This is a genomic window from bacterium, from assembly GCA_023150945.1.
Classification (GTDB): domain Bacteria; phylum Zhuqueibacterota; class Zhuqueibacteria; order Zhuqueibacterales; family Zhuqueibacteraceae; genus Coneutiohabitans.
Genome location: JAKLJX010000001.1, coordinates 864,627 through 881,141, shown reverse-complemented (window position 1 = coordinate 881,141; position 16,515 = coordinate 864,627). Strand labels below are relative to the sequence as shown.

The window sequence follows — 16,515 nt, the reverse complement described above, 5'->3', positions numbered from 1 at the left end:
AGAAGGCCCCGGCACAATGGCGGAACTCCAAACTTTCATCTTGATCGGCGCGGCGATGTTCACCGGCGTGCTGGCGTTCGCGGTGGTTTACAAATTAGTCGAGGTCTCGGCGGCGCGGCGCTGGCCGGTCACGACGGGAAAGATCCTTTCGTCCGGTATCGCCGCACGGCGCAAACCTTCTCAGCCTCACGGCGACCGTGTGGCAAACTATCCGCAGGTGGTTTACGAGTACCGCGTCGGCGGCCGGCGCTATCGCGGCGAGCGCTTGAGCATCGGCGAGGCCGTTGGCAACTTTGGCGTCGAGGAAACACTGGCGCGTTATCCCGCCGGCGCGGCCGTGCAAGTCTACTACAATCCGGCGAATCCCGCCGAGGCCGTGCTGGAGCGCGAGCTGCCGCCGCAATTCGCCAAGGGCATCACCTATGCTTTTTTGATTTTCCTCGGCGGCGCGGCGATTTTGTTGTTCAGCGTCACGAATGTGCCGAAGCTGTTGGCGGGGGTGTTGCCGCGGCCGGCGCACGCGCTGTTTGTGACGCTGGCTGGCGGTTGCGGCCTGTTCGTGCTCACGCTGGCGCTGGTGCTTCACCGTCAAGTTGCCGCGGCACGGCGCTGGCCGGCAACCCGCGGCGAGATTGTTTCCGCCACGCTGCCTGCCAGCCGCGAATTCGGCGGCAGCAAAGGAAGCACACAACAGGGCGCACAACTCGTTTACACCTACACCGTCGCGGGCCGGCGCTACACCGGAAATCGTTTGGCATTTGGCGGGCGAATGAGCTGGTGGGCGCCGGGGCAGCCGCAGGAACAAAGCGAGAATGACTCCGAAGGCGGGGCCGTGCAAGTCTGCTACGATCCCCGCAATCCCGGCGAAGCAGTGCTGGAGCGCCGCGCCATTGGCATCACGTTGCTCTGGATTGTTGGTTTGGGATTGCTGGCATTGGCCGCGGTGGTCGGCGGCCTTTAGTCAGTGTTTGTCCAGAAAGGGAATGACCGCCCGGGCGCTTGACTTCGAAGCGTGTACCAGTCGAATAAAACTCGCTCCCGTTCATCACGAAGCGCCCGGGCGGTGGTGTTTTCGGACGGACACGAATACTGCAACGTTAAGCATACACTCTCATCGTTATAAAAGGCCTGCTTGACCCTAACGGGGTCGCATGTAATAGCCCACGGGCAGCGCCCTGGGAACCGATAGGATTTGTCGCATTTAGCCCTGCAGAGGCGGTATTCCTGACGTGGTTCTATGGCGCCCCGGGGCTTGGTGATATCTCATGATTACTGATCTTCCAGGGCGTTGCCCTTCGCTTCTACCTTTCGCCCCCTTGGGGCTGCTTGTCTGTGCAAGAGAATTCGACTTAACGTTGTAGCACCAATGAATCGTATGCGTCAGAGAAACTTGCTTCTTGATGAGAGTGTTCCTGCAACGCCGAGCAAAGCAGCGCCCGGCTCCATTGATCCGTCACCCCCAAAAATCCTGTTGCCCTTGTTGATCATGTCAAATCCGGACGCATGAAGCAAGCGTGAGGGAGTTTGAAGATGCCGCAATCGCATTGCGATCCGTGCTCGTCGAGACCGGCAACCACAGCCATCATGTGCGGCCTAAGTTGGCTGCTGGTGGCACTCGTGCTGCCCCTGTTTGGCCAAAACCAGTTGCCCCAACATGGCCGGCGGCCGGCGCTGTTGGTGATCACCGATGCCATGGTCATCACAGGCAATGCCACGCCTGCCGAGGGGCCGGTGGACATCATCATCAAGCACAACCGCATCGAGCGCATCACCCGCAGCCGTGCGGACGCCGGCTATCGTCGCGATGCCGAGGCCGTGATCGAGGCAAGCGGCAAATACGTGCTGCCGGGATTCATCAACCTGCACGGCCATTTGCAGGATGAGCGCGCCGGCAAACCCCTGCCCTTCGATTATCAATACAAACTCTGGCTCGGCTGCGGCATCGCCACCGTGCGCGACGTGGGCAGTGATTACGACAAAGCGCTCGCGGAAAAGCGCAAGAGCGCGGCCAATACCACCGCGGCGCCGCGGCTGTGGCTTTACTTCTGGTGTCCGGGCGGCAATACCGAGGCGGAGATCCGCGCCAAAGTGCGCGAGCTGAAAGCCAAAGGCGCGGATGGCTTGAAGTGCCATCAAATGGATCGCGACACCTATTTCATCGTCGCCGACGAAGCGAAGAAACTCGGGCTCAAACTCGCGCATCATGCCGGCGTGGAGGATGCCAATGCCTGGCACGATGCGCAAGCCGGCACCGCCACCATCGAGCATTGGTACGGTGTGCCCGATGCCGCGCTCGACGGCGTGCAGCAGTTCCCGCCGGATTTCAATTACAACAACGAACTGCACCGCTTTCGCTATGCCGGCCGGCTGTGGCGCGAGGCCAATCCCCACAAACTGCAGGAAGTGTTGCACGCCCTGGTGCGGGCGGGCGTGGCCTGGGATCCGACGCTGTGCATTTATGAAGCCTGCCGCGATTTGCAGCGCGCGCTGACCCAGCCGTGGTTCAAAGATTATCTGCATCCAGCACTCGCCGCTTTCTTCCAGCCCAATCCTGATTATCATGGCTCGTTCTTCTACGGGTGGACCAGCACCGATGAGGTTTATTGGAAGGAAAACTATCGTCTGTGGATGCAAGCCGTGCGCGAATTCAGCCGGCTGGGCGGGATCGTTACCACCGGTGAGGATGCCGGCTTCATCTATCAAATGTACGGCTTTGGTTATCTGCGTGAATTGGAGCTGCACGAGGAGGCGGGCTTTCATCCGCTCGAAGTGATCCAGCATGCCACTGCCAACGGCGCGCAGGTGCTGGGGCAGGCGCATGAACTCGGCCGCCTCCGGCCCGGCTATCTTGCCGATGTCATCGTGGTGAACGGCAATCCGCTGGAGAATTTGCATGTTCTGTTTCCCGCCGGCAGCGAGGCCACGCTCGATCAACAACGCCAGGGCGGCGGCATTGAGTGGACGATCAAGGACGGCATTCCTTATCACGCGCCCACGTTGTTCGCCGAAGTGAGGGAGATGGTGAAAGCCGCGCGCCAAGCCGCAGCGCAGTGACCGCCCGTGGCAGAATCAGAATCTTCCCAACCAACAGTCACCGTGTTTGTGTGATGTTGCTTTACTGCATTTTTTGTTTGGATGAAGAGTCGTTGCCTGCTCTGTCATGCCGCAGGCATCTTTTGGGGCACTGGAACGCCCCCCAATTGCAGAGGATTCCTGTGCCCGGAACGATTCTCTGCAGAATGACAAGAAGCGGGGTTCGCTTCATCCGACCAGCAAATGCCGGACTATGCAGCAGTTATTCATCTGGCCGATCGCTTCACCGGAGGAGAGGAAATGGAATTACGTCGCAACCGCATTTTCAGAATCATGCTGGCATGGCTCGCGCCACTGGCGCTGGCGGTGCCGGCGCACAGCCAGCCCGTGTCTTGGGATTTCACCTTTGGCGCGATTTATCCCGCGGAAATGGCGGGCGGCGTTTACGGCAGCGCCTGGTTGGGCACCAGCCTTGATCGCGCCGGCGTGTGGAAATGGGATCTCGCCGCGGGTGCCGCGGTGCATCGCCGCAGCTTTCGCGACCTGGCTTTCGTGATCGGCAATGAGGCGGCCGGTGCGCGGCCGGCCGCGGAAATCGATTTCACCCGCACCATGCTGCCGCTCATGGCCGGGCCGGTGCTCAAGCTGTCGCTGCTCGAAATGAATCTGCCCAATCTGCCCGGCTTGGGCTGGGCGGCCAAAACCGGCGTGGACAAAGTGACTTCGCTCAAAGACACCGGCCTGCTGCTGCGGCCGTTCGTCAGTCACACCATTCTCTGGAGCCGGGAATCGAATGGCAATGGCACTGCGAGCGAGAAGCGCCGGTATCGCGATTGGGGCTGGGGCGGCGAAATCGGCATCTACTTCACCACCGATGACGGCATCACCTCCACCCTCTCGGTGTTGTACCATCACGTGAGCGTTGACCGCAAACAGGGCAGCGAGGCCGCGGGCCTGCCGGACAACCGCCAAGTCAATTTGAATGGCGTGGCATTCCTGCTGACCATGGGTTTCGGAATGTGAGCGTGCCGCCATGTTAGAATTTCTACTGCGTAGCGATGTTGCGCTGTTCTTCTTCGTCAATCACTCGCTGCAGTGCGGCTTGCTCGATTGGCTCATGCCGATCGTCACCAACCAGCGCAACTGGTTTCCGCTGTTTGCAGCGGTTTATGTCTGGCTGTGGTGGAAGGGCGGCAAAACCGGCCGCACCGCAGCGCTGCTCATCATCCCGGTGATTCTGCTCAGCGACCAAATCGCGGCCTTCGTGCTCAAGCCCTATTTCCAGCGGCTGCGGCCGTGCGTGGCCCTGGAGGGCGTCAACATGATCCTGGGCAAGAGCACGTCGTTCTCCTTCCCCTCCAATCATGCCGCCAACTCGTTCGCCGCCGCGGCGCTGTTCACGCATTTTTATCCCCATCAGCGCGGGCCGCTGTATGCCTGCGCTTTTCTTTCGGGTTTTTCGCGCATCTATCTCGGATTGCATTATCCTTCCGACGTTGCCGGCGGCGCGTTGTTCGGCATGTTGTGCGCCTGGCTCGTGCTGAAGACCCATCAAATCGCGCTGCAACGCTACCGCCATTTCCGGCAGCAACCGGCGGGCGTGCAGCCGTCCCGCAAAGAATGAAGCCGGAGAGGCCCCGCTTGCCCGCCCTCGATGCGATTCATCTGAACTTCAATCCTGCCACGCTGACGCTGCTCAATGTGATACTCGGCATTGTGATGTTCGGCATCGCGCTGGACCTGAAGCTCGACGACTTCAAAACGATCTTGCAGTTTCCCAAGGCCATTTTGATCGGCTTGTGCGCGCAGTTCGTGCTGCTGCCGGCCTTGTCGTTTCTGCTGGTGAGTGCATTGGCGCCGGCAGCGAGCATGGCGCTGGGCATGCTGCTGGTGGCCGCCTGCCCAGGCGGAAACATTTCGAACTTTCTCACCTATTTCGCCCGCGGCAACACCGCGCTTTCCGTTGGCATGACGGCATTCTCGACCGCCACTGCGCTGGTCATGACGCCGCTCAACTTCGCCTTCTGGGGCTCACTCTATCCGCCGGCGCAGGCTTTGTTGCGCAAGATCGCGTTGAATCCGCTCGATCTCATGGCTACCGTCTTTCTGCTGTTGGGCCTGCCGCTGGCGTTGGGCCTGTTGCTGGCGCATCGCCACCCGCGCCTGGCCGCGGCTGCCAAGAAACCGATGAAAATCCTCGCGTTGATCTTTTTCGGCGGCTTTGTCATTGCGGCGCTGCTCGCGAATTGGGACAATTTTGTGAATCACGTTGGCCGGGTGGCAATGGCAGTGATGCTGCAAAACGCTCTGGCCTTGCTGGGCGGCTACGTTGTTGCCGCCCTGGCCCGGCTGCCGGAATCCGATCGGCGCGCCGTGGCCATTGAAACCGGCATTCAAAACTCCGGTTTGGGCTTGCTGCTGATCTTCAACTTCTTCGACGGCCTGGGCGGCATGGCCTTGGTGGCGGCATGGTGGGGCATTTGGCATATCCTCAGCGGCAGCACGCTCGCGTGGTTGTGGTCACGGCGGCCACCCGCCGCTGGCCAAGCATAACAGCCGCGCACGGATCCTCTGTTGCCTCGCATGGCGTGTCCCCCACCACTGTCATCCCGGGGGATGATGTGAAGCGGCTGGCGCAGTGCCGGGTATATCACCACTTCCACGGCGCGGCGTTCCAAATGAACGGCGCGGCTGAACTGGTGCGAAAGTGCTTTGACAACAATCACGAATGCCCGTGAATCCACACGAATGAAGAACATTCTGATCACCGGCGCGTCCGGCTATCTCGGCAAGATCGTGATGGCGGAATTGGCGCAACGCCGGAATCTTGACGGCCATCCGCCCTTCACTCTCGTCGGCCTCGATGTGCGCGAGACGCCGGCAGCTCAACGCACGGCTGGGGTGGAATACGAACAAGCCGACGTCCGCTCGCCGCAGCTCGCGGCACTGTTGCGCCGGCATCGCATCAACGTTGTCGTACATCTCGCGGCGATCGTCACGCCCGGCCGCCATGATGATCGCACCCAGGCCTATTCCGTCGAAGTCGAAGGCACGGGAAATTTGCTCGCGGCCTGCCGCGCTGCCGGCGTGGAAAAACTCATCGTCACCTCCAGCGGCGCCGCGTACGGCTACCACGCCGACAATCCTTCCCTCATCCAAGAAGAGCAGCCGCTGCGCGGCAATGTTGCATTTGCCTACGCCCACCACAAGCGCCTGGTCGAGGCAATGCTGGCAGAGTGGCGGCAGCAGCATCCGGAACTGCGGCAGGTGATCTTTCGCGTGAGCACGATTCTCGGCGAGACCACCAACAACCAAATCACGGCGCTGTTCGAAAAGCCGCGGCTGCTGGCGGTCGCAGGCGCCAGCAGTCCGTTCGTTTTCATTTGGGACAAGGACGTTGCTGCGTGCCTGAGCGCGGCGATCTTCTCGGAGAAAACCGGCATCTACAATCTCGCCGGCGACGGCGCGCTCACCATTACCGAAATCGCGCACATGCTGGGGAAGAAAACGTTGACTTTGCCGGCAGGTTTGTTAAGATGGGGATTGGCCGTGTTACGCAAGCTGCGGCTGACGCAATACGGTCCGGAACAGCTCGATTTTCTCCGCTACCGGCCGGTGCTCGACAACACGAAATTGAAACGCGAATTCGGCTACACGCCGGCGATGACTTCCCGCGAGGTGTTTGCTTACTATGCCACAGCGCGACTTCAAAGATAAAGTCGTGATCATCACCGGCGCGGCCGGCGGGCTGGGCCGCGCGCTGTGCCGCAGTTTCGGCGCGGCCGGCGCGCTGGTGGTCGGCATCGACAAGGCGGCGCTGGAGTTGGAGCTGCTCGGCCGCGATTTCAAGCAGACGCCGGTGAATTTCACCGGCTATGCCGCTGACGTGAGCGATTGGGAAGTCACGCAAAAACTCGCGCACAGAATTCTTCAGCAATTCGGGCGGATCGATTTGTTGATCAACAACGCCGGCCTCAGCCATCGCAGCCGCTTTGCCGCCACCGATATCGCCGTGATTCGCCGCGTGTTGGCGGTGAATTTCTTCGGCGCGCTCAATTGGACCGCAGCCGCACTGCCGGCATTGATCCAAAGCCGGGGCATGATCATCACGCTGTCGAGTGTTGCCGGCTTTTCTCCGCTGCTCGGCCGCACCGGCTATGCCGCGAGCAAACACGCTTTGCATGGCTTTTTCGAAAGCCTGCGGCCGGAGCTGGAACCCGAAGGCGTTGCGATCATGCTGGTGTGTCCCTCTTTCATCGACACGCCCATCAACAAGAATGCGCTGGGCGCGGACGGCAATCCCGTGCAGCACGAGCAGGTGGTGGTGGGCCGCAAGCTGGATCCCGCGGTGGCAGCGCAGCGCATTTTGCAGGCTGCCCGCCGCGAGCAGAAGTTGCTGTTGGTTGGCAAAACCAGCAGGCTGGCTTACTGGCTCAACCGGCTGGCGCCCCGCCTCTATGCCGCCGCGATGGCCAAACGCTTGCGCGCTGAGATTGAGTGAGGCTTTGCAGGAATTGCAGCAGAGCGGCAGTCATTGAAATTTCAAACCCGGCTCGTGGTATCCTGCGAGCATCTGCCCCACCCTGGGCACAATGCAGCACTGAGAAAGATGCTGGCAGCATGACAGGCTAGCGGTCTGTTACCTTGAAATGTACAGCCACCACCCATGTCATCCTGCAAGGATCCTGTGAAGATCTGAGTACGGTGCCAGGTGCCTCACAAGATTCCTGCTGAATGACACTCGGAATCACTTATACAAATCAAAGCAACAAAATATTAGAATACAACCCGCATTCTCAGAGAGCAACGAGGAGCCTTCCATGAGACGTTTCCCATCCGTTCTGGCCTTTTGCCTGGCGCTCGCGGTGCAGGCGGCGCCCGATGAGGGCATGTGGCCGATCAGCGACATTCACAAATTGCCGCTCAAGGACAAAGGCCTGTCGATCGATCCCGCCGCGATCTACAATCCCAACGGCGTGAGTCTGATCGATGCCATCGTCATGGTGGGCGGCTGCACCGGCTCGTTCGTTTCGACCGAGGGGCTAATTCTCACCAACCATCATTGTGCCTATGGCGCGGTCACTGCCGCCAGCACCGCGGAAAAAGACTATCTGCAAAACGGCTTTCTCGCCGCCACCCGCGGCGAGGAAATTCCGGCCAAGAGCCTCACCGTGCGTTTGATCGAGTCCTATCGCGACGTTTCCGCGGAGGTGCTGGCCGCGGTCAACGAACAAATGGATTACAGCGCGCGGGCCCAGGCGATCGACCGCAAGATCAAGGAGATCGTGCAAACCGCAGAACAGGCGCAGCCCGGCCGGCGCGCCGAAGTCGCAGAGATGTTCATCGGCAAAACCTACGTGCTGTTTCTCTACACCAATCTCAAAGACGTGCGGCTGGTGTACGTGCCGCCGCGCAGCATCGGCGAATTCGGCGGCGACGAAGACAACTGGGTGTGGCCGCGCCACACCGGCGATTTCTCCTTCATGCGCGCCTATGTGGCGCCGGACGGCTCACCGGCAGAGTATTCGCCCAACAATGTGCCCTATCATCCCAAAACCGTTCTGCGCGTCGCGCCCGAGGGCGTGAACGAAAACGACTTCGTCTTTCTGCTCGGTTATCCCGGACGCACTTACCGCCATCAGACCGCGGCTTATCTCGCCTTCGAAGAAAAGATCCGCATGCCCTACGTCGCCGAACTCTACGAATGGCAGATCCAGACGATGGAAGAGCAGGGCCGCACTGACCGCAGCATCGCGCTCAAGCACGCCAGCCGTATCAAGAGCCTGGCCAACACCATGAAGAATTATCGCGGCAAGCTCAAAGGGCTGCAGCGTCTCGGCCTGGTCGAGCAAAAGCGGGCGCAGGAACAGGCGCTGCAGGCGTTCATTGCCGCTGAGGCCGAACGCCAGCAGAAATACGGCACGCTGCTCGCGGAAATCACGCAGGTCTATGATGAAATGACGGCAACGGCCGAGCGCGATCTGCTGCTGCAACATCTCACCAACGTCTCGCTGTTCCGCTTTGCGTTCGCTGTCTACGAAGCCGGCCAGGAACTGCAAAAGCCGGATTTGGAACGCCTGTCCGCCTACATGGAGCGCAACTTCAGCGCCTCCAAACAAAACCTGCAGCAGGCCGTGACGAACTATCACGAGGCCACCGACAAGATTTTTCTGCAAGAGATGCTGCTGCGCGCCGCCCGGCTGCCGGCGAATCAACGCCTCGCGGCGCTGGCCGATATCGTGGCAACCGGCGATCCGCAAAAGTCGATCGCAAAATTCATCCAGCAGGCGTATGCCAAGAGCAAACTCAACGACGAACGCTTTCTAATGGCCTGCCTGGAAAAATCGCCGCAGGAGTTGCAGAAGCTGAAGGATCCGTTCCTCGCATTGGCACAATCGCTTTATCCCGCGTATCAGGAGATGCGGCGGCAGACGCAACGCCGGAACGGCGCGCTGGAAAAATTGCACGGCCAGCTCATCGAAGTGAAAAAGGAATTCAGCCAGGCCGATTTCATTCCCGATGCCAATCGCACGTTGCGCTTCACCTACGGCCGCATTCGCGGCTATTCCCCGGCTGATGCGGTTTACTACAAACCGATCACCACTTTGTCCGGCGTAATCGCCAAGACCACCGGCCGGGAGCCGTTCGATACGCCGGAGAAGCTCATCAAGCTGTATCGCGCGAAGGATTACGGCCGCTTTGCGCCTCCGCAATTGCAGGAGGTGCCGGTGGCGGTGCTCTACAATCTCGACACCACCGGCGGCAATTCGGGCAGCCCGCTGCTCAATGCCCGCGGCGAGCTGGTGGGCGTAAATTTCGATCGCGCTTTCGAAGCCACGATCAACGACTACGCCTGGAGTGAAGACTACAGCCGTTCGATCGCGGTGGACATTCGCTATGTGTTGTGGGTGACGCAGAAGTTCGCCGGTGCCGATCATCTCCTGCAGGAGATGGGAATTGCGCCGGTGCTCGAAAACCATTGAGCGGTTCTTTGCCGCTCACCTCGCGAGGGCATTCATGCTTGCCATGCAACTGGGCTTGCTGTTGACTTTGGCGCTGGCGCCGGCGGCGGCGGCGCAATTCGTGGCGCAGCCGGCAGTGCGCGTCAACACCAGCGGCCTCAATCCCAACGAAGTGGCGATCGCCATCAATCCGCTGAATCCGCGCAACGTCGTGGCGGTGTCGCATGCCAGCGGCAGCCGCCTGGGGGCGCGCGTCACCAATCTCGCCTACACGTCGTTTGATGGCGGCCGCACGTTCTTCGAGCAGCATTTGCCCAATCCCGAAAAACGGGCGCAAGGTGATTGTTCGGTGCGCTTCGATACCGAGGGCAACGCCTACAGCGTTTACATTTCTTTCACCGGCTTCAAGCGGGAGAATGTCTCCGGCATCTTTTGCATCAAGTCCGTGGACGGCGGCCACAGTTGGCTCGAGCCGGTGGCGGTCTACGATCTCAACACCGCCACGCCTTTCCAGGACAAACCCTGGTTCGCGATCGACAACACCAACAGCGCGTATCGCGGCAACCTCTATATCGCGTGGACGGAGTTCACGACCTACGGCAGTGCCGCGCCGGAAGACAGCAGCTTCATCCTGCTTGCGCGTTCCAGCGATCGCGGCACCTCGTTTCGCGCGCCGCTGCGCGTCAATGACGTGGCGGGCGATGCGCGCGATGATGATGCGACGGTGGAAGGCTGTGTGCCGGCGGTCGGGCCTAACGGCGAAGTGTATCTGGCGTGGGCCGGGAGAGACGGCCTCTATTTCGACAAGTCACTCGACGGCGGATTGACTTTCGCAAGCGATGTCGTGGTGAGCGCGATGCCGGGCGGATGGAATTTCGAGGTCAATGGGATTTACCGCTGCAACGGCATGCCGGTCACGGCCTGCGATGTCAGCACCGGCCCCGATCGCGGCGCGATTTACATAAACTGGATCGACCAGCGCCACGGCGACCCGGATGTTTTTCTCGCCTGCTCGCGCGATGGCGGCGCGAGTTGGAGCGCGCCGCGGCGCGTGAACGATGATTCGCTGCAAAACGGCAGGGAGCAATTCTTCACCTGGCTGGCGGTCGATCCGCGCGACGGCGCGATTTACATTCTGTTTTATGATCGCCGCGAGGCAGGCAGCGATCCCACCGCCACGCATGTGTATCTGGCAGCTTCATTCGATGGCGGCGAAACCTTCAGCAATCACCGCCTCTCGCCGCACAGTTTCACCACCAAGCAGCCGGTGTTCTTCGGCGACTACACGGGCATCGATGCGCACGCGGGCCGCATCATGCCGATTTGGACGGCGTTCAGCAGCGCGGATTCCCTGGAGCTGCGCACGCTGCCGCTGCACAAAAGCGACTTGCTGCCGATCAGGTGAAGCCGTCGGGACCGGCAAGCACAAAATGCCTGACCGCCACCGCCCGGGCGCTTCGTCATGAGCAAGAGCAGGTTTGATTCGAAGGGTGCATGCCTCGGGGCCGGGCGCCCGGGCGGTTTCTTCATTTCTGGACAGACACGAACACCGCCGTCATCCCGGAGGACCTTGTGAAGATCTCGGCTCAGCGCCGGGGCTTCGCCAGATTCATTTGAATTGCATCGAGCGAGACGTGTCATACAAACCAAAGGGAGTTCATTGTGAAACATGATTATGCTTGGCTGGCGCCGGCGGAATCGCTCCGGCGCATGATGAGGGCCACAAGTTGGCTCGTGCTGCTGGCAGGCTGGTTTGGCAGCAGTCAGGCGCAGACCAGCGGCAAGAGTATTGATTCGCTGCGCTACACCGGAGAGGTGCATCTGCGAAATTTGCGGCAATTGACTTTTGGCGGGAATAATGCCGAGGCCTATTGGAGCTTCGATGACAAACAGCTCATCTTTCAGAGTGACTGGACCAAGATCAACCCGCAGGGCTGCGACCAAATCTTTGTGATGAATGTGAACGGCAAGCCCTTGAAAAGTGGAAAACAGTACGAGCTGCTTTCCACCGGCAAGGGCCGCACCACGTGTAGTTACTTTTTCAAAGACGGCCGCTGGCTCTATGCTTCCACGCATGGCGGCAGCCCGGATTGCCCGCAAGGCATGATGTTCTCGGGAGGCCGCTACGTTTGGGCGTTGCTGCAGGACTATGAAATCTATGTCGCAAGCTCGAAAGATCCTTCCCCCAAGCTGTTGATCGGCGGGCCGGGCTACGACGCCGAGGCCACCATCTCGCCCAACGGCCGTTACCTCGTTTACACATCAGTGCGCTCCGGCGATTTGGAACTGTGGCGCTATGATTTGAAGACCGGGGAGGATCTGCAATTGACTTCCGAGCTGGGGTATGACGGCGGCGCCTTCTTTTCGCGCGATTCCAGGCAAATCGTGTGGCGCGCCAGCCGGCCCACGGGTGAGGAAGCCACCGCCTACCGGGAATTGCTGGCCCAGGGCCTGGTCGAACCCAAAGCGCTCAACGTCTTCATCGCCGACGCCGACGGCAAAAGCGTGCGCCAGGTCACCAATCTTCCCGGCGCGAATTGGGCGCCGTTCTTTCATCCTGACGGCAAGCGCGTGTTGTTCTGCTCGAATCATCATTCGCTCGACAAAGGCGGCCGCAACTTCGACGTGTTCATGATCAAGGTCGACGGCACCGGCTTGGAGCGGGTCACGCACACCGATACCTTCGACGCGTTCCCGATGTTTTCCTACAGCGGCAAGCAGATTGTCTTCTGCTCGAACCGCAACGCGCAACGCACGCCCACGCGCGACACCAATGTGTTCGTCGCCGATTGGGTGGAAAAGCCCACGCGCGCGGATTCGAGCTTTGTGAGTTGGAAATAAGGCAGGTATCACAGTAACGGCACGGTTGGCAACCATCTCCTGCTGCCGGGCGAGGCAATCCGAAAAAAAATCCCACTGCGACAGCATGACAAAGCTGCGGCAGTGGGATTTTCAGTTTGTGTCAGGGCCGCATGGCGCCGAAGGCTTCGCCTTTTCCAGCGTTGCCTGCGGCCGCCGCTTCACGAACGGCGCCACCAGGTGAAACGCCGCGCGCTCTCCGGCTTGTCATAGCCCCATTCCTGGGCCAACGCATCAGCGGCATCTTCCGGGTCTTCCGCCGCGGTGCGGCCGCGATTGCGCAAGTAGGCATGCGCGAACTCATGCGCGATGACGTAGTTCGCAAACTCCAGCGGCGCGGTGCTGAGCGAGGACTTCCACGCGATCATGCGGCTGCCACTTTTGCCCACGCCCGGCGGCGCAAAATGCAAGTAGCTGTTGGCCGCATCGCGGACATCGAACACCGCCATGCGAAAGCGATCGTCGTTGACAATATCCTGCCGCACCTCCGCCGGCAAGCCGGCCAGCACCGCGCTGATGCGTTCGCGCAAGGCCGGCTCGCGAATGAAGCGACTCACGAACGCCACCGCCAGGCTGTGCCCATCGGCTTTCTCCCGCTGCGGCATCAGCGCATCACCACCAGCTTGCGCGTTTGCACGAAGCTGCCGGCCGTGAGACGGTAGAAATAGACGCCATTCTGCACCAACCAGCCGGCGGCGCTGCGGCCGTCCCAAGTTATCCGGTGAAAACCGGCAGCGCGGCGGTCGCGCACCAGCGTGCGGACTTGCTGCCCGAGCACGTCGTAGATTTCGAGCGTCACGGTTTCCGCCACGGGCAGTTGAAACGCGATGGTGGTGTTGGCGCCGCGCTCTTCCTTCACTTGAAAGGGATTGGGAAAATTCTGCGCCAGGCCAAAGGCGGTGGGCAGGCCGGGATCGCGCGGATCAGCCACCTGCGTGGCAAACAGGCTGCGCCACAACTCCTGCGCGGCATCGGCATTGCTCTGCAAATCAGCGAGATTCTCGCCGGCGAGCAGCGCGAAGCCCACGGTCATCGTGCCCCGCGCCGGAATTGTGAGCGGGCCGGCTGCAATCACGAAAGAAATATCCGCCGGGCCGGCGCGCTCCAGTCCCACACCGCCGCTGATCGCAGTCCATTTCTCCACATCCGTGAAGCCGTCGTGCAGCGCAAAACCGGTGAAACCCGGGGCAGCGGGATCATTGTAGATTGCGGTGTAGTTGAAATTGCCTTCGCTCACCAGCGACATGCCGACGTGAGTTTTCGGGCCGGCGCCGCTGTCGAAAGCATAGCCCAGCCGGCGCGGCGCATCGTGGTCGGTTTTGTTGGTGGCAAACGAGCCGCCGTCAATATCCCAATCAAAGAAAACGCCGAAATGAAAATTGTTCAGCGGTTCGGCATTGAGATTCTCGAGGTTGTAGAGCAGCAGGATGAAGTCATCGTTGGGCGCATCCTTCTGCGCAAAGGATTCCTGCGTGACGCGGATATTCATGGGATTGTTGGCGGCCCGGTCTTCGAAAATGCCGATGCTCTCCTGATCGGTGCGATTGCCCGGCGTGCTCACGCGCAGATCGCCGCCGGCGGCCGCGGTGAAATCCTGATCATTGAGCTGTTGATTGCCGGTGATGAGTCCGCGCGCCGCATTGGAAACTTGCGTGGGGCCGGTGCCGGCGATGAGACTGCCTTCGAACAGCAGGCTGGGGCCGCCGCGAAAACGAAAGCCGAGGCCGCTGCCGGCGTCGGAAGGATCGAGACCGCCCAGACGGCCGACATTGGTGACGGTGGTGGCAATGTTGTTGATGTTGGCCGCGCCGGCGGCGGGCAGAACCGTCAACGTGAAGCGATCGACATCTTGATATCCCGCCGAGGCAATGTTCAAAGTGAATTCAATGGGATGGCCGCTCGGCGCATTGCTCGCCACCGCAAAGCGCAATGCCTCGGGCGCCGCCGCCTGCTGCAGCGTGCCCAAACCGGCGAGCGTCGCGGTGGCGGTGGTCACCGTGGCGTAATTGTCGCTCTCGCTGAGCGTCAGGCTGAGGTTGCTGGCGGGCGCGAGATAGTTGCGCAGGGTGACCGTCACGGCAACCGTTTCGCCCGGCTCGATGACGCCGTCGCCGTCGGTTTCGGTGAAGCTAAAAGCCGCCAGCCGCACGGCCGGCGAAGACTCGGTGACGGCGCGTTCCGCGTTTATGCGGCCACGGCCCAACAAACCGGCGTACGCCGGATTCTTGGCGTCGAGGTTGTCTGCGGTGATGCGCACCTGCTCCGCCGCCTGCAGGCCGTTCCAAGCCGGATGCTGCGTGCGCACCAGCGCCACCAAGCCCGCCACCAGCGGGCAGGACATCGAAGTGCCGGAGTTATTGACATAGTTGCCGTTGCTGATCGTGCTGAGAATGCCGGTGCCGGGCGCCGCGACATCCACCCAGGTACCGTAATTGCTGGCCGAGTACTTGAGATCATCATTGGTGGTGTTGGCCACCGCCAGCACGTTGCGATAGGCCGAGGGATAGTGCAGTGCCGCCGAGTTGCCATTGCCCGCGGCCGCGACTACGGCGACGCCCAAATCAGCGACATAGTCGATGACATCCTGTTCGTAAGCGGAATTGCCGTAACCGCCCCAGCTCAAACTGATGACGTCGGCGCCGTTGTTCGCGGCATACAAAACGCCCTCAAAGCCGAAAGTGATGTAGCGATCGGTTTCCGAATCGCCGGCGCAAATCGGCATCAGCTTGGCGTTCCAACTCATGCCGGCAACGCCGGTGTTGTTGTTGGTCACGGCGGCGGCGATGCCCGCGGTGTGGGTGCCATGATCGGCGTTGCTGGGCGTGCTCGCCAGTCCGGTGGGATCGGGCGAGTTATTCGCGAAGTTCCAGCCGTGCACATCGTCAACGTAGCCATTATTGTCGTCATCCAGGCCGTTGTTGGCGACCTCACCGGGATTGCGCCACAGGTTGGCCGCGAGGTCGGGATGATCGATATCCGTGCCACCATCGACGATGGCAATGACGACATTGCCCTGCTCGCCCCTCACCGTGTCCCACGCTTGCCGGGCGCGCACGACATTGAAGAAGGGTTGATTCAAGTACAGCGGATCATTCGGCGTCGCAGCAATTTGGTGAATCTGCTTGGGTTCGGCATAAACCACTTCCGGGCTTTGGCGCAAGGCCGCGGCCACCTGCTCCGGGGCGGCGGAATGGTTGAAATAAGCAAAATAGATGTTTGCGATCGGCACCGCCGGCGAGTGCCGGCGCTGCTGGTGGGCAGGCAACACGGGTTGCAGTTGGTGAATCCCCTGCGCCTGCAAAATGGCGGCGAGCGCGGTGTTGCCGGGGGCAGCGGATCTTTCGCCGGCGTGCTGGCCGGCGGCAAATCTGACCACCACTACGCCGGGCGCATAGATGGCATTATTCTGCTGCACAGGCCGCCCGCTGAAGGCTCCCTTTCCGGCGGCAAATGTGATCGTTGCCATTGCCAGGCACAACACCATCCCTCTCCAGGCCGCTGTTGCTGAGAATCGAGTCCGAGGCATGCATTGTCCTTTGTCTTGGGGTTGAAATTGAATTGGGGCACTGCTATCTTCGCGCGTCAGGAAGTGGGCAAGAATAGCGCCCTGCCCCCGGAAAAGCAAGGGCTTTTTGCGCGAGGCGAGAAGCGTTTGGCGTTT

12 protein-coding genes are annotated in these 16,515 nt (G+C 60.9%); 10 read left to right on the top strand and 2 right to left on the bottom strand.

What is annotated here, in order from left to right:
* The first annotated feature begins 16 nt into the window (after positions 1-16).
* The 10 genes from L6R21_03245 (at position 17) to L6R21_03200 (ending at position 12,836) form a co-directional block, all read left to right on the top strand.
* Positions 17-961 carry a DUF3592 domain-containing protein gene (locus L6R21_03245; GenBank protein ID MCK6558191.1) on the top strand — a complete coding sequence of 315 codons (945 nt, stop codon included), beginning with the start codon at positions 17-19 and terminating at the stop codon, positions 959-961.
* A gap of 623 nt (positions 962-1,584) precedes the next feature.
* On the top strand, positions 1,585-3,054 hold the full coding sequence (locus L6R21_03240) for an amidohydrolase family protein (protein ID MCK6558190.1): 1,470 nt from the start codon (positions 1,585-1,587) through the stop codon (positions 3,052-3,054).
* A gap of 279 nt (positions 3,055-3,333) precedes the next feature.
* Entirely contained in the window at positions 3,334-4,056 is a 723-nt protein-coding gene (locus L6R21_03235; protein MCK6558189.1) for a hypothetical protein, read from the top strand.
* A gap of 10 nt (positions 4,057-4,066) precedes the next feature.
* Positions 4,067-4,657 (top strand): phosphatase PAP2 family protein, encoded by a 591-nt coding sequence (locus L6R21_03230; protein MCK6558188.1) that lies wholly within the window; start codon positions 4,067-4,069, stop codon positions 4,655-4,657.
* Positions 4,658-4,674: 17 nt separating this feature from the next.
* Positions 4,675-5,586, top strand: a complete 912-nt coding sequence (locus L6R21_03225; protein MCK6558187.1) for a bile acid:sodium symporter family protein — start codon at positions 4,675-4,677, stop codon at positions 5,584-5,586.
* Between the two features lie 195 nt (positions 5,587-5,781).
* Positions 5,782-6,750 (top strand): SDR family oxidoreductase, encoded by a 969-nt coding sequence (locus tag L6R21_03220; GenBank protein MCK6558186.1) that lies wholly within the window; start codon positions 5,782-5,784, stop codon positions 6,748-6,750.
* Positions 6,725-7,534, top strand: a complete 810-nt coding sequence (locus L6R21_03215; protein MCK6558185.1) for an SDR family oxidoreductase — start codon at positions 6,725-6,727, stop codon at positions 7,532-7,534. The genes L6R21_03220 and L6R21_03215 overlap by 26 nt, the downstream gene beginning before the upstream one ends.
* 319 nt (positions 7,535-7,853) lie before the next feature.
* Positions 7,854-10,016 carry a S46 family peptidase gene (locus L6R21_03210; protein ID MCK6558184.1) on the top strand — a complete coding sequence of 721 codons (2,163 nt, stop codon included), beginning with the start codon at positions 7,854-7,856 and terminating at the stop codon, positions 10,014-10,016.
* 34 nt (positions 10,017-10,050) lie between these two features.
* The gene (locus tag L6R21_03205) at positions 10,051-11,400 is read left to right on the top strand and encodes a glycoside hydrolase (GenBank protein ID MCK6558183.1); all 1,350 of its coding nucleotides are present in this window, start codon (positions 10,051-10,053) and stop codon (positions 11,398-11,400) included.
* Positions 11,401-11,657: 257 nt separating this feature from the next.
* On the top strand, positions 11,658-12,836 hold the full coding sequence (locus L6R21_03200) for a hypothetical protein (protein ID MCK6558182.1): 1,179 nt from the start codon (positions 11,658-11,660) through the stop codon (positions 12,834-12,836).
* Positions 12,837-13,015: 179 nt separating this feature from the next.
* On the opposite strand, the gene L6R21_03195 is transcribed toward L6R21_03200, so the two are convergent.
* Positions 13,016-13,459 (bottom strand): hypothetical protein, encoded by a 444-nt coding sequence (locus tag L6R21_03195; GenBank protein ID MCK6558181.1) that lies wholly within the window; start codon positions 13,457-13,459, stop codon positions 13,016-13,018.
* Positions 13,459-16,320 carry a S8 family serine peptidase gene (locus L6R21_03190; protein ID MCK6558180.1) on the bottom strand — a complete coding sequence of 954 codons (2,862 nt, stop codon included), beginning with the start codon at positions 16,318-16,320 and terminating at the stop codon, positions 13,459-13,461. Before L6R21_03190 ends, L6R21_03195 begins: the two co-directional genes overlap by 1 nt.
* Positions 16,321-16,515: the final 195 nt, after the last annotated feature.

Bases quoted from the DNA above. Each gene is read 5' to 3' on its own strand.
- L6R21_03235 (MCK6558189.1), top strand. From the start codon at position 3,334: ATGGAATTACGTCGCAACCGCATTTTCAGAATCATGCTGGCATGGCTC.
- L6R21_03220 (MCK6558186.1), top strand. From the start codon at position 5,782: ATGAAGAACATTCTGATCACCGGCGCGTCCGGCTATCTCGGCAAGATC.
- L6R21_03195 (MCK6558181.1), bottom strand. From the start codon at position 13,459: ATGCCGCAGCGGGAGAAAGCCGATGGGCACAGCCTGGCGGTGGCGTTC.
- L6R21_03205 (MCK6558183.1), top strand. From the start codon at position 10,051: ATGCTTGCCATGCAACTGGGCTTGCTGTTGACTTTGGCGCTGGCGCCG.
- L6R21_03215 (MCK6558185.1), top strand. From the start codon at position 6,725: ATGCCACAGCGCGACTTCAAAGATAAAGTCGTGATCATCACCGGCGCG.
- L6R21_03245 (MCK6558191.1), top strand. From the start codon at position 17: ATGGCGGAACTCCAAACTTTCATCTTGATCGGCGCGGCGATGTTCACC.
- L6R21_03190 (MCK6558180.1), bottom strand. From the start codon at position 16,320: ATGGCAACGATCACATTTGCCGCCGGAAAGGGAGCCTTCAGCGGGCGG.
- L6R21_03240 (MCK6558190.1), top strand. From the start codon at position 1,585: ATGTGCGGCCTAAGTTGGCTGCTGGTGGCACTCGTGCTGCCCCTGTTT.
- L6R21_03210 (MCK6558184.1), top strand. From the start codon at position 7,854: ATGAGACGTTTCCCATCCGTTCTGGCCTTTTGCCTGGCGCTCGCGGTG.
- L6R21_03230 (MCK6558188.1), top strand. From the start codon at position 4,067: ATGTTAGAATTTCTACTGCGTAGCGATGTTGCGCTGTTCTTCTTCGTC.